This is a genomic window from Bacteroides sp. D22 (assembly GCF_000163675.1).
GTDB lineage: Bacteria > Bacteroidota > Bacteroidia > Bacteroidales > Bacteroidaceae > Bacteroides > Bacteroides xylanisolvens.
Map to the genome: position 1 here is coordinate 17,075 of NZ_GG774799.1, position 13,709 is coordinate 30,783.

At 40.6% G+C, this 13,709-nt stretch carries 7 protein-coding genes; all 7 read left to right on the forward strand.

Features of this window, described 5'->3' with window-relative positions:
- Positions 1-725: 725 nt before the first annotated feature.
- The 7 genes from HMPREF0106_RS19020 to HMPREF0106_RS18990 all read left to right on the forward strand — a co-directional run bounded on the left by HMPREF0106_RS19020 (position 726) and on the right by HMPREF0106_RS18990 (position 13,611).
- The gene (locus tag HMPREF0106_RS19020; RefSeq protein ID WP_009039195.1) at positions 726-3,983 is read left to right on the forward strand and encodes a SusC/RagA family TonB-linked outer membrane protein; all 3,258 of its coding nucleotides are present in this window, start codon (positions 726-728) and stop codon (positions 3,981-3,983) included.
- A gap of 17 nt (positions 3,984-4,000) precedes the next feature.
- Positions 4,001-5,986: a RagB/SusD family nutrient uptake outer membrane protein gene (locus HMPREF0106_RS19015; protein ID WP_009039196.1), complete on the forward strand. Its 1,986-nt coding sequence runs from the start codon at positions 4,001-4,003 to the stop codon at positions 5,984-5,986.
- A 25-nt stretch (positions 5,987-6,011) separates the two neighbouring features.
- On the forward strand, positions 6,012-8,189 hold the full coding sequence (locus HMPREF0106_RS19010) for a hypothetical protein (RefSeq protein ID WP_009039197.1): 2,178 nt from the start codon (positions 6,012-6,014) through the stop codon (positions 8,187-8,189).
- Between the two features lie 283 nt (positions 8,190-8,472).
- On the forward strand, positions 8,473-9,396 hold the full coding sequence (locus HMPREF0106_RS19005) for an alpha/beta fold hydrolase (protein WP_009039198.1): 924 nt from the start codon (positions 8,473-8,475) through the stop codon (positions 9,394-9,396).
- Between the two features lie 12 nt (positions 9,397-9,408).
- Complete coding sequence (locus HMPREF0106_RS19000; protein ID WP_009039199.1) at positions 9,409-10,515, forward strand: pectinesterase family protein; 1,107 nt, start codon at positions 9,409-9,411, stop codon at positions 10,513-10,515.
- Positions 10,516-10,774: 259 nt separating this feature from the next.
- Complete coding sequence (locus HMPREF0106_RS18995; protein WP_009039200.1) at positions 10,775-12,196, forward strand: nucleoside hydrolase-like domain-containing protein; 1,422 nt, start codon at positions 10,775-10,777, stop codon at positions 12,194-12,196.
- 5 nt (positions 12,197-12,201) lie between these two features.
- Positions 12,202-13,611 (forward strand): glycoside hydrolase family 28 protein, encoded by a 1,410-nt coding sequence (locus HMPREF0106_RS18990; protein WP_009039201.1) that lies wholly within the window; start codon positions 12,202-12,204, stop codon positions 13,609-13,611.
- Positions 13,612-13,709 lie beyond the last annotated feature (98 nt).

Sequence of the window (13,709 nt, forward strand, 5' to 3'; positions counted from 1 at the left end):
CAAGAATTTTATAATGTTCAGCAATTTGAAGTATAAAGACACTATATTATTTTTATGACATAGAGAGTTTTTTGAATAGCAATACTATTGTTATGACAAATGCAATTTAATTGGTTAAATGTAATTAAAAATCGTTGAATTTAGTAATATTTAATACGATATTTAATTATTATTCGCATAAATTTAATTATTATGCCAATTATTACACATATTATACCAAATATTCCACCTATTTACATCTTGAATTTGTTTCTTTTGCAACAAAATGCTTAAGCAGTTGATTTTTTAACTATTTAAAACACATTTAAATTATGAACCTGAAAAGATTTAGTCACAATGTATTCATTCATTATGATAATCGCAGTTATATCCTTGTTCGATCTGTTACAAAATTTAGCAAAAGTAAATCTCCTCCACACAAAAAACGATTATAAATGCTGTTTTATTTATATCTACGTTAGACGCTCGTTTAACATCATTTCTAACTGTATTATTTAGTTATATTGAGGACATATACCTTATAAGATGAGGTGATTAAAATAGGAAAATCACTTTATAAACTTTTAATCTGAAAGCATAGATTATTTATGGTAAAAAATAAAACAATGGAGAATAATAGTCTTCAATGGCTTTTTCTTTAATTAAATTGTGGACATGTTTCCATAACCATATTGATCAGGGCAAAATGTTCATGTACATTTAATTTTTATTTAATACTTTAAAAAATGCAAGGAACTAATTTAAAAGGCAAACTCTTCCTTTTAATGGTGCTTTTTTTAATGGTGCCTATAGGGTTGTTTGCTCAAAACGTTACTGTAAAAGGAACTGTAGTGGATTCAACAGGAGAAACCATTATTGGTGCTTCTGTTGTAGAAAAAGGGAAAACAAGCAATGGAGCTATCACAGATTTGGAAGGTCACTTCAAATTGACTATACAAGGAAAAAAAATAGTGGTATCTTTTGTCGGTTACGAAACTCAAGAGGTAGATGTAGTAGCTGGTAAGGAACTGAAAATTGTACTGAAAGAAGACTCACAAGCACTTGATGAAGTGGTTGTTATTGGTTACGGCAGTAAGGCGAGAAAGGACTTGACAGGTTCCGTCGGTTCTGTTTCAGGTACCAAATTGGCTGCCGTACCTGTTACTTCGGCTGCTGTGGCTCTGCAAGGTAAGATTGCTGGTGTACAGGTAACCACGGTCGATGGTGCTCCGGGTGCTGATATCAATATCCGTGTACGTGGAGGTACGTCCGTGACGCAAAGTAATGACCCGCTTTATATTGTAGACGGTTTTCAGGTAGATAATATCAATGACATCCCGCCGACGGACATTGCTTCTATCGATGTGTTGAAGGATGCTTCTTTGACTGCTATTTACGGTGCAAAGGGTGGTAATGGTGTTGTAATCGTGACTACGAAATCTGCTCAACAGGGTAAGGTTACCGTAGGTGTGAATGCTCAAATGTCAGTAAGCAAGCTTTCTAAAAAACTTGATTTGATGGATGCTTATGACTATGTACAGTATCAATATGATTGGGCTGCTTCAAATGGTGGTATGCGTAGTGGACCGGCTAAATATTTCCGCGCTAACTTTGGTAATCCGAATGACTTGGATTTATATAAGTATGCCCCTACTCATGACTGGCAAGATCAGGTAATGGGAGAAACTCCGTTGAACTATTCTACTAATGTAACAGTTGGTGGTGGTTCCGAGAAGTTCCGTTTCAATACTTCTCTGACTCAATCGGAGGATAAAGGTATTATTTTGGGTTCCGGTGTTCGTCGTACTAACTTGAACGTCAAAATTAATGCTCAGTTAACCAAGAACTTGACATTAACTATGAATCCTCGTTTTACATATCGTCGTGACACAGGAGCCGGCGGTGATAAAGTCGGTAGCGGTGGTATCATTGATGTATTACGCTATCGTCCTTCAAATGGTTTACGTGAATTCGCGACTTGGGATCCGGAAACAGTTGACCCGGACGATGAAGCAATCTTTGCTTACACTAACCCGAAGAGCGATATCGGTCAGAATGTAAAGTTGAAGCATGCTTATAGCTATACAAATCAATTTTCTTTGGATTGGAAACCTATCGAAGGTTTAACACTTCGTACCGAAGCAGCCCATTCTATCCAATTTTCTGATGAAAACAATTTCTACGGTCGTCTGACTAATACAGGACAGAATAATTCGAAGATGCCGGTTGCCGAAATTAAAGACAGGCGTAAAGAGTCTTATACTTGGATTAATACTGCTAATTACTCGTTCAAAACAGGACAACTTCACAACTGGTCTGCATTGCTGGGATCGGAAATTCATCATACACAGACTAAAGAGAATTATCAGAAGAACCGTTATTTCCCTCAAAACATTGAAGCTGATCGTGCTTTGAACAATATGGCTCTGGGTACACCGTGGGAATCAACCTCTTCACTTTCTACACCAAACCGTACGGCTTCTTTCTTCGGTCAGATAAACTACAATTATGACCACAAATATTTACTTAGTGCAACAATGCGTGCCGATGGTTCCACCAAGTTTGCTCCGGGTAATCAATGGGGTTATTTCCCCTCTGTTTCGGGTGCATGGGTACTTTCCAAGGAGGGCTTTCTGGAAAAGAACGAACTAATCAGCAATTTGAAACTGCGTGCTGCTATTGGTTTGGCTGGAAATAATCGCATTGACGATGACCAATGGCGTTTCTTGTATTCGGTAAATGCAACCGGTGGTCCGGGCTTTGGCGAAGCGACTCAATATGGCGAACAATGGTTCAGTGTAAGCGATGGAAAGACTTTCCCCAATACAGAAATTAAGTGGGAAACGACCTTGACTCGCAACGTGGCATTGGATATCAGCCTCTTTGGTGATCGTCTGACCATTACTCCGGAGTTCTATTGGAACACGACAAAAGATTTGCTTTATGAGTCAGTTATACCGTCGACCATGGGATTCACTAAGCAGATGCAGAACATCGGTCAGGTGACGAATAAGGGTATTGAATTAAGTATTAATGGAGATGTTCTTCGTGGTAAGGATTATGTGTTGAGCGCTAACTTTACATTCGGTATGAACAAAATGAAGATTGACAAACTGAATGACACCGATGATATATTATGGATTTTGGATGACCGCTGGAAACCTAATTATGACAACTATTGTTTGAAAGTGGGCGATCAGGTTGGTCTGATTTACGGTTTTGTTTATGATGGTCTCTATAGTCCGGATGAATTCTATTTCGATCCTACCCAGAACTTCTTGGCTGTTCCAAATGAAGGTACTGTTATCAACACTATCTATCAGGATTCTAATTCGGGTGCAGCAACATTGCCGGGCAAGATTAAGTTCAAAGATCTGGATGGGGACGGTCAGATAACAGAAAACGACCGTACTGTGATTGGTAACACAACTCCAAAGTTCCAGGGTGGTTTCGGTCTGAGTGGTCAATGGAAGAATTTTGACTTTACTGCCAACTTTAACTACATGGTTGACTTCGATGTCTATAATGCTACTAATTACATGCTTTCTTCATCTATCAGTAATACTAATAATTTTTACAATGTACTGGCAGACTTTTCACAGGATAATCGTTGGACCTATGTACGTGCGGATGGTGAATGTATGTATAAGAATACATATTTTGACGGATCGGTCGACGAATACATCACGATGAATGCCGGTAAGTCTTTGTGGAATCCGGCAGATGTGGAAGATAAGGTAACTCACTCTTATTTTGTAGAAGACGGATCATTCCTCCGTTTGCAAGACGTAACAATCGGTTATACATTGCCCAGCAACCTGACTAAGAAGTGGGGTATGTCGAAGGTTCGTTTCTATGCCAGTGCTTCCAATCTCTTTATCCTGACTGGTTATTCTGGTTACGACCCTGAAGTGGATGTGCAATCCGGTTTGACTCCTTCTATGGACTACAATCGTTACCCGCGTAGCCGTAGTTTCGTGTTTGGTACCAACATTACATTCTAAAATTAAAAATGAGAAATATGAATTTAAAATATTTGTTTTTCGCTGCTTTGACTTCGTTGGGTCTCACAGCTTGCAGTGACTTTCTGGATGTTGACTCTGTATCGAAGTACGACGGTGAAGCTGTTTTCAATGAAAAGACGGAAATCAACCGTGCCCTCAATGGGGTATATGCCAAAATGATGGACGGCAATTTTTACGGTGATGCTTATTTTACTAAGTTTGTTTTCAACAGCGATGTGGAGTTTACGACGAATACCAGTGATGTGGCTACAAACAACAGTTTTCGTCGTTTTGACGGAAACAGTACAGCCAGTGATGTAGAGAAGTTCTGGAATGCTGGATACGCAGGTGCCGAATATGCTAATAATTTTATATACAATTTGGAGAGAAGCCCGCTTTATAACACCGCTGATGAAGAAATCATGCAGATGATGGGTGAAGCTAAAGTGATACGTGCCATGTTCTTTCATGATTTGGTGACTTATTTTGGTGATATTCCTTTCACATTTGAGCCCGCTTTTGTGGTAGAGAATTATGTAATGCCTATTGTCAGCCGTGATGAAGTTTACAAGACTTTGATCGAGGACTTGAAGAGTATTGCCCCCTACATGAAGTTTGCTGCTGATTTGTCGAATGGCGTGGAACGTGCTTCTAAGGAGTTTTGTTGGTCTATGATTGCACGTATGGCAATGCATGCGGGTGGTTACTCTTTACGTCCGGATACTGATAATCCGGCTAATTTTGGTAAAATGGAGCGGCCTGCCGACTACAAAGATCTTTATAAAACGGCTTTAACATATTGTGACTCAGTGATTTCTTCGAATACTCACACATTGTCTTTGCCTTATTATCGGGTATTTGTAGATGAATGTAACTATGTGGTGAACAGTAATGATGATCCTATTTTTGAAATTCCTTTTGCAAAAGAGACTTCCGGTAATGTTGGTTATGTACATGGACCGAAAAGCGAACTCTATGAAGGTTCTACGAGTGGCGATAATATTTGGGGTGAAGCTAAGAGTAGCGCTGCATTGAGTGCATTCTATCGCTTTATGTTTGATTCGGAAGATGCTCGTCGCGATTATCTCAATGGCTTGTGGGGATACCTTTATAATGGCGAACCTACAATCAGTGTTTCTTATACGGTGTACAATAACAAGTGGTCCAAACTGTGGTCAACAAGTGGTAATCCGGAAAGTGCAGGTAATACAGGTATTAATTTCCCCTATATGCGCTATACAGATGTATTGTTGATGTATGCTGAGGCTGCCAACGAACTGAGTGATGGACCTACAGATGCAGCTAAGGCCGCTCTTCGTCAGGTACGCCAACGTGCATTCACTAACTCGGAAAAGATTGATCCGTATATCGAAAGTATGAGTGGGTCAAAGGAGGATTTTCTGAAGGCTGTGCTTGATGAACGTAAGTTTGAGTTTGCTGGTGAAAACATGCGTTGGAAAGATTTGGTTCGTAATAACCTTTTGGCAGAAAATACTTATTATAACTTCTTACGCTATTTGGTTTGCGGTGAAAACGGTGCGGGACAATCTGAATACCAAGAAATGGTGGAAGAGTATGACGGAATGCCTGGATATTTAGATAAATTGCCATCAACCGTATATTATATGATTGGTGCAAATCCTCAAACTCCGGATGTATTTCCCAATACATCATTGCGTATTATTGATATTTACAATCCATATGATGATGTAGTTGTGAATACAGTTCCTGGTGAATATAGAGCATCGACAGTTCAGTATCCTTACGCCTGGGCTTCTGATGCAGGTGTAGTGAATGCACAATGTTTGTACTCATTCTATGGATACATTTATTGCGATCAGATATCAGGTTTGGTTTATCTGAATACTAATGGCAAATATAGTACTCATGCTCCGAGTGCAAATGCCAGTTTGCCGCCGGTTCGATATATTTTGCCATATCCGAATGAAGCAATTCAACGTTCTGCCGGTGCCTATAAGAACTATTACGGTTATACAAAGTAGTAATCAATAAATAAGAAACAACAATATGAAAAAGAAATTCTTATATATCATGACGGCTCTCTGTTCATTCTCGTTTGTGGCTTGTAGTGATGATGACTATATTCCCGGGAAGAGCGAATTGGACGCTGACAGGGAGCTTATGACCATGTTTCGTGTAGACAATAATTCAAATAAGGGTGATACCGACCCCTATCGTTGTCAGGTGGTGAATATTAACGATGTGCAGCTTCGTTGGTATGGTGTGGACGGTTGTGCCGGCTATGAATTGAAATGGGGATTGCAAGGTAACGTGGCTTCCGGTTTGGCAGAAGATTGGGAAAACCCTGATAATATTGTAGGTTCGGTAATTTTGGGACCTGATGAACTGGAATATTTGGTTGAGGATCTCCAATATTCTACTCCCTATCATTTTGCCATCCGTACTCTCTCTAAGAAAGGTGAGGGGCACCATTCTAAGTGGTATGGTTATGGTAGCGGTCGTCAGTGGTCTGAGTATTGTAGTTTTACTACCGAACCTCGTTATGATACTCCGGAGGTTATTGTCGTTAACGATGTGACTGAAACTACTTTCCGGGTAAACATAGACCGTCAATTGGCAACTTCGGGTAGTGCTGATCAACAGCAAAAATACATGAATTACTTTGAGGTCGTAGAAGGTAATTTTGTAATGCAGACTCTAACAGTGGAGCCTTCACCTACTAATCCTAATGCCGCTTGTCCCGACAAGTGGAAGAACTACCAATTGACTCAGGAAGATTTTGAGCGTGGTTATGTAGATATTGATGGTTTGGAGACTAACTGTGTGTATTTGGTAAACGTGCAGAACGATAATGTGGCTGTACATTGGGATGCTATTTATAATACTTGTGTGATTCGTATGGATGGTGTAGCGGGTGACCCTATTTTAATCGAGCACTTTGCTGACCCGAACGATACCATTCGTGGTGCTTACGAGTATAATGCATCCCGTCTTGACACTATCATTGATAACTTTACTGCAGATGGTAGCATGGCTGAAGGTCAGATTTTCTATTTGGAAGGCGGAAAAACTTACTATTTTGCTCAAAATGTATCTATCTGTAAAGGTTTTACTTTGCAGACAGACCCTGAAACCCTTTCTAGGGGTAATGCCAAAGTACTAATGGGAGGTACATGGAGTCAGGATAATGGTGCTTGTGGTAATGCGATGAACTTCATGTTCGGGCGTAATCCGCAAACTGGTGAGTTGGGTGGTATCAATGTGAAGTCGGTAATATTTAAAAATCTTGACTTTGATTGTCCGAAAGCTGTTCACTATGGGCTTTATAATGGTAATACTACCGGTAACTACTTTATAAATATGTACTCTATGGGTATGGCTATTTCATTCCAGTCGTTTGAAATCTATGATTGTACCTTCCAGGGACAGATTCGTGGTTTCCTACGTACGCAAGGCTCTAATCGTAAGACGTTTGAGCGAATTCAAATAGAAAATTGTGTTTTCTATAATTCAGGGTATTATCAGAATAATGGTGGTGGATATAATTGGTTCCATGGTGATGGCTCAACGGCAAAATGTAATGTATTCAATGACTTTATTTTCCGCAACAATACCATTTATGATTCACCGCATGGTGCCTTTATTACTAATAATAAGGATAATTTTGACTGGCCGGCAAACGTTCGTTATAAGTTTACTATTGAGAATAATACGTTCATAAACTTTGAAACTCGTGGTGGTTCTAAGATCTTTGATATGCGTAATGTACCAAGTGGCACGGAAATTATCTTCCAGAAGAACTTGTTCATTTTGGCTAAGGATGAATCTGATAATCGTACAATGAAGTCACAGGCTATTGATCTTCGTACAGTAAATGGTGATGGTGTTATTACCTACGATTTCAAGGACAATTATTCTACTAATGCCTATTTGACCAATGGTTCTATTTTCTCTAGTGGTTTTAATGCTTCGAAGAATAATGCTGGTTATAATTTCAATGTCAGTGGTGTTGAGGAACTGGCTGTTCATTTGGGAGATGAGCAGGATCCTGAAGGAATTTCTCCTACAGAGTTAATGAAGAATCCGAATCCACCTCATCGCGATCCGGATAAGTTGATGCATCGCGGCATTGATCTCAACAACCTGTATTATAACAATACCGACAAGGTACGCAATTCCGCTATCTATCGCTTAGGAATTGGTGATCCGCGTTGGAAACAATAATGGAAATTTTAAAGTAAACATCTTTCAAAAACAGATGTTTTGAAAGACATTCTTTGCAGTGAAAGGCGGTTCGTGATGAATAGCCTTTCTTTTACAAATTGAATAAGTTTATATGCCTTTAAGTTAGTAACCAATACCGCTTACAGTAAAGCCCCATATAGCCTGTACTCCAAAGGAAGATAGACACAAGCGGGAATCTAAGACTACAAAAGGTAAAAATATGTAAGTATTAAAGATGTCTTCTTGAAAGAGGGTGTTCCTATAAAAATTAAATTTTGACATCATGAAGAAGAACTTATACTTGTTGTTGGCCGCCATCGTAACCTTGGTAAGTTGTACACAGAAGTGTATTACCGGAAGGATCTCCGTGAGTGGTGGGGCTTCTTTATATTACGAAGAGAAAGGCTCGGGTACGCCCTTAATATTGTTGCACGGACACTCCCTGGATACCCGTATGTGGGACTTCCAGTTCGATGAGTTTGCCAGATATTACCGTACTATCCGTTTCGACTTCAGAGGTTACGGCAAGTCATCTGAACAGACGGAGTGTTTTCAGTTCACGCACATGGATGACTTACTTACACTGATGGATAGCCTGCACATCGGTAAAGCGCATATTGTGGGACTTTCCATGGGCTCCTTTATTGCCGGAGATTTATTAGCAATACATCCCGAACGTATCTTGTCGTGTGTTATGGCAAGTGGAGGTATTCGCTTGAGCAAAGGACCCAGCGAACCGATGGACTCTACAGAGAGCGCACAGCGCGATATAGAGATTACTGCACTGAAAGCCAAGGGGGTAGACGTGATGAAACGTGAATGGTTGGACGGCTTGGTAGCAGGAGGAGGTTCCCGCCGGGAAAGCATCCGTGAACCGCTCCGCCGGATGATAGGAGATTGGTCGGCATGGCAACCCCTTCATAAGGAAGTACGCCTCATTTGGGGCAAGGACGCATGGCGCTCCCTAAAAGCCAAACGCCCCGAGGTACCTGTTTTGATGATTACGGGCGGAGAGGGCAGAAAGGAAAACAAACCTTACCACCCTCGTGAACTGGATTATTTACCGAATGGCCATGCCATAGTGCTCCCCGATTGCGGTCACATGCTGAACATGGAACAACCCGAGGCATTCAATGAGATGGTACTAGACTTCTGTTCCGGTACTTCATGTTTCCTCAATCACATAAATAAGTCGGATATTAATTAAAATTTTGTATATATGAAAAAGGTAATTTTAGCTATGGCGTTAGCCGGGAGCTTTGCTTTGGGGTATGCTCAAGATGCTTTATCTCCTTATCATTCAATAGTTGCACAAGATGGGAGTGGTAATTATACAAGTATTCAGGATGCAGTGAATGCTGCGCCAGAAAACCGGAATCGGCCTTGGCGCATATTTGTGAAAAATGGCTCATATAGAGAGCAGGTTATTGTTCCGAAGAATAAAACGTATGTTCATCTGATAGGCCAGAATAAAGACAAAACGATTATTCATCACAAACTGAATGTAGGCGGCAAGCCCAGAGAGAGTGAAGAAGTTTCTAAAACACTCTATTGGCAGTATTCTGTTCACAATCCTTCTTCAGAAGTTGCGGGTTTCGAAGGAGCTGTGGTCAAAATAGAAGGTGATCACTTTTACTCTGAAAATATCTCCTATATCAACGATTGGGGAGTGGAAAGCCAGAAGGGGCCCCAGGCTTTGGCAATGAATACGCAAGCTGATTGTGTCGCTTTTTACAATTGTATTTTCCGCTCTTTTCAAGATACTTGGATGACAGCAAAGAATGACTCTTACCGTCTTTATGTCAAGGATTGCTGGATTGAAGGTGCTGTTGACTATTTTTATGGTGGTGGTGATGCGTTGCTTGAAAACTGTATATTATATAATGTGCGTAGCGGTTCGGTTATTGTGGCACCGTGTCATAAAGACGCAAAATTCGGGTATGTATTCCGTAACTGTGTAGTAGATGGCAATGAGGTTGCTTCCGATGGAAAACAGAAACTAGGACGTCCGTGGCATAATTCTCCTGTTGCAGTGTATATCCACACTACTATGCGTATTCCCATAGCTCCCGAAGGCTGGACAAATATGGGAACCATTCCGGGGCTTTTCGCCGAATATGATAGTCGTGACATTGATGGGAATGTACTGGATTTGAGCCAACGTAAAACAGAATATGAAGGCCGTGGCAAGGAAGCGGGAAAAGGTTCCTGTCGTGCTGTCATTACTAAAGAGGAAGCGGATAAATTGACCTATGAATATATTATCCGGGGAAATGACGGATGGAATCCCCGGGCATTGATGAAAAATAGGGAACCATCAAAATGAACTTGTTGATAATGTAGGGGACCTTTAATTAAGCCCTTTCTGTTCAACTGAAATGTGGCCCTCGCTATATATAATTAATTATGTATATATTTTTTATTTTAGTTGGAAGCTGGTATTAATCATTGCGAGATATTTATTTTTCCACCTATTATGATAATAAATCCACCTTTAGGAACTTTATTTATTGGATTTTTGTAAATCGGGAAATAATCTGTTTATCATTATGTTAAAAACTTGCAAAAGTCATAAACTCATCCAAATGGCATTAGCTACTCTCTCATTGAGTATGTTTTGTTTGATTGCTTTTTCACAAGGGCACCAGGCTACGGGTATAATCGTGGACGAGACGGGCGAATCGGAAATTGGTGCAAATGGGGGGCATTATCTGGGATTGATGATAGAGGAAAGACAGCAGCTGTTCCTTCAACGTCCTCGTATTTTGATTAGTACGGATATTGGTGGTACTGACCCTGATGACAATCAATCAATGGCACATTTTCTGATGTATTGTAATGAATTTGATACGGAAGGGTTCATATCTTCTCCTTCATACGGATCTGGAAGTCAGGAGGAAATTTTGCGTATGATAGATCTTTATGAGCAAGATCTTCCTAAATTGAAGAAACATGCTACAAGGTGGCCAGAACCGGATTACCTTCGTTCTATCACCAAGCAGGGCAGAAAAGGTTCAGCCCCTTATTGCGGTTACTCTACGGCTACAGAAGGATCTGAATGGATAGTGGAGTGTGCCCGTCGTGCCGATGAACGTCCCTTGTGGGTGTTGGTGTGGGGAGGATTGGATGATTTAGCACAAGCCCTGCATGATGCGCCAGATATTGCCGATAAAATCCGCGTGTACTGGATTGGTGGACCCAACAAGAAATGGAGTACTAATAGTTATGCGTATATTGTAGAACATTTCCCTCATGTATGGTTCATTGAGAACAATGCTTCATATCGCGGTTTCATTTGTGAACCTAAAAATCACGATAAGTATAACTTGGGATATTACGAAAATTACATCAAGGGAGCCGGATTGTTGGGGGCTGATTTTACCGCTTACTACAAAGGTAATCCCAAATTGGGAGATACCCCTTCGCTTCTCTATATGATGGATGGCGACCCCGCCAATCCCTTGCGTGAGTCATGGGGTGGTAGTTTTGTGCCCTTTACTCGTAGCACAAGAGTTGTATTCAACAAGCTTACAACTGCTCGCGACACTGTACCTATCTATTCCATTATGGAGTTTCATGTGAGTGGCCCTGTTGTAAAGGGGATGACTGTAGGTACTCCCTGCATCACTTTGACAATTGACAGGCAGTCGTGGGATGGTTATTATTTGGGTGAAGGCAAATATGTAGTCAAATATTCCACTTATAAAACCGGTACGATACCTTACACCATCACCTCATCGAAAGTTTCCGGATTCCAGCCCCAGAATGGAGAGATAACAATCGATAATCTTTGGCCCGGTAAAGCATATTCCACAGACTATCGATTGGGAAGTAATTGGTACACTGACAAGCAATTGTCGGAACTCTATTGGGGTAATTGTCAGGGAGCTATGACCGTACAGAAGTGGCGTAATGAAGTTATGGAGGACTGGGGAAAAAGATGGGTTGGCTTAAGTAGCAATATCATCCCCCAAAATCATGCAGTATTGAATGAAACTAAAAAATAAGAAAAATGACGAATAAGACTATCAATTTACTATTTATGCTACTGTTGATGACAGGAGTTACGAATGCAAATACCGTTGATTTCGACAAGGTATTCAAAGAAAGTGCCCGTATTGAAAAACAGATCAAACGGACCTCTTTTCCTAAACGAACATATCGTATAACAGATTTCGGAGCGAAAGTGGACGATGAAAGCAATCTTTGCCACGAGGCCATCAATCAAGCTATTTTACAGTGCAGTCTTGCGGGTGGTGGCACGGTATTAGTGCCTAAAGGCACTTTTTATACTGGTCCTATTACACTAAAGAGTGATGTTAATTTTCATCTTGAAGAAGGGGCTGTACTTAAGTTCTCTACAGATCAAAGTTTATACTTCCCGGCTGTGCTGACTCGTTGGGAGGGGATCGATTGTTATAATGCACGTCCTTTAATTTATGCCTATGGTGAAAGTAACATTGCTATTACAGGAAAAGGAATAATTGACGGCCAAGGCAGTATAGATGCTTGGTGGCCAATGTGTGGAAGCGCAAAATATGGCTGGAAGGAAGGCATGGTAGCTCAACGCAATGGAGGTCGCGAGCGTTTGCAGATGTATGGCGAAACATCTACTCCTGTTTATAAGCGTCTGATGAAACCGGAAGACGGGATGCGTCCGCAGCTATTGAATTTACATTCTTGTCACACGATTCTGATCGAAGGGGTCACTTTGCTTAATTCCCCGTTTTGGGTGATTCATCCTCTTTTTTGCGAGAGCCTGATTGTCAGTGGAGTGACAGTCTTCAATCGTGGACCTAACGGAGATGGCTGTGATCCTGAATCTTGTAAGAATGTATTAATAGAGAATTGTACATTTGATACGGGTGATGATTGCATTGCTATTAAATCAGGGCGTAATGAAGACGGACGTAAATGGAATATTCCCAGTGAGAATATTATCGTACGTGGTTGTATGATGAAGAATGGACATGGAGGTGTCGTAATCGGTAGTGAGATTTCGGGTGGTTATCGCAATTTGTTTGTTGAAGATTGCCAGATGGACAGTCCGAATTTAGATCGTGTCATTCGTATTAAGACCAGCACTTGCCGAGGAGGTCTTATTGAAAATATATTTGTACGCAATGTGACGGTAGGGCAATGTCGTGAAGCAGTACTTCGTATTAATCTGCAATATGAGAACCGGGAAAAATGCAAGAGAGGCTTTGAGCCTATTGTTCGTAACGTGCATCTGAAAAATGTAACTTGTGAGAAGAGTGAACTTGGCGTGCTTATAATTGGATTGGAGGACGACAAACATGTCTCTAACATCAGTATAGAAGATTCTCATTTTAACAATGTTGCCAAAGGAAGAAATGATATTAAAGGAGCGAAAGACTTTACTTTCAAGAATTTGTATATCAATGGGGAACTGGTGAAGTAGCAAGAAGAAATAAATCTATGAAACTTCAGTGTACGTTCAGCTATCGATATTAACGACGGAGGATGGGCGGATATGGATTATTTTATTTATTAATATCT

Coding starts and splice junctions, on each gene's coding strand:
- HMPREF0106_RS19020 (WP_009039195.1), top strand. CDS start 726: ATGCAAGGAACTAATTTAAAAGGCAAACTCTTCCTTTTAATGGTGCTT.
- HMPREF0106_RS19015 (WP_009039196.1), top strand. CDS start 4,001: ATGAATTTAAAATATTTGTTTTTCGCTGCTTTGACTTCGTTGGGTCTC.
- HMPREF0106_RS19010 (WP_009039197.1), top strand. CDS start 6,012: ATGAAAAAGAAATTCTTATATATCATGACGGCTCTCTGTTCATTCTCG.
- HMPREF0106_RS19005 (WP_009039198.1), top strand. CDS start 8,473: ATGAAGAAGAACTTATACTTGTTGTTGGCCGCCATCGTAACCTTGGTA.
- HMPREF0106_RS19000 (WP_009039199.1), top strand. CDS start 9,409: ATGAAAAAGGTAATTTTAGCTATGGCGTTAGCCGGGAGCTTTGCTTTG.
- HMPREF0106_RS18995 (WP_009039200.1), top strand. CDS start 10,775: ATGGCATTAGCTACTCTCTCATTGAGTATGTTTTGTTTGATTGCTTTT.
- HMPREF0106_RS18990 (WP_009039201.1), top strand. CDS start 12,202: ATGACGAATAAGACTATCAATTTACTATTTATGCTACTGTTGATGACA.